The sequence below is a fragment of the Haloarcula sp. Atlit-120R genome (assembly GCF_003665885.1).
Lineage (GTDB): Archaea > Halobacteriota > Halobacteria > Halobacteriales > Haloarculaceae > Haloarcula > Haloarcula taiwanensis.
Genome location: NZ_QPLN01000081.1, coordinates 1 through 466, shown reverse-complemented (window position 1 = coordinate 466; position 466 = coordinate 1). Strand labels below are relative to the sequence as shown.

Annotated in this window: 1 protein-coding gene; it reads right to left on the bottom strand. The window is 65.2% G+C overall.

The features are described 5' to 3' along the window. The coding region (gene larC / locus DVK01_RS21315) for a nickel insertion protein (protein ID WP_121538848.1) at nucleotides 1-204 on the bottom strand (204 nt) is incomplete at its 3' end. Nucleotides 205-466 lie beyond the last annotated feature (262 nt).

Here is a 466-nt window from a genome sequence, read left to right as displayed (position 1 = left end):
GTCGCCCCCGTCGGCCTCCGCGAGGAGCACGTCCACCTTGGTCGCGAGGATACCGTTTTTGTCGACCTCGTGGACGCGGTAGGTCACGTCGAGGGCGTCTTCGACGGGCGAGAGGACCGACGGGTCAGCGCCGGCGGCGACGAGCGCGCCGAGGAGCATATCGCCGCTGGCACCCATCCGGCCGTCGAACGCGAGGAGTCGCATGCGTAAACCGTGGTGTTCGAGCGTAAAAACGCCAGCCATCGACGCGCCGTTCCCTGTCCAGTCGGCAGGGATTAGTAGCCGCCCGCCCTACGGTGTGCTAGGCTGTAACCACGAGAGGACGCTGCCTCGGGCCGACCGGGGAAGGACTTATCCGATGGCCTCTCACAGGTATCAGCATCCCCGCGAGGTAATCATGAACGAAGTCCAACTCGAAGTGGCGAAAGCGTACCCGAACGACTCGGGGCGCGGTATCGCCCGTCTT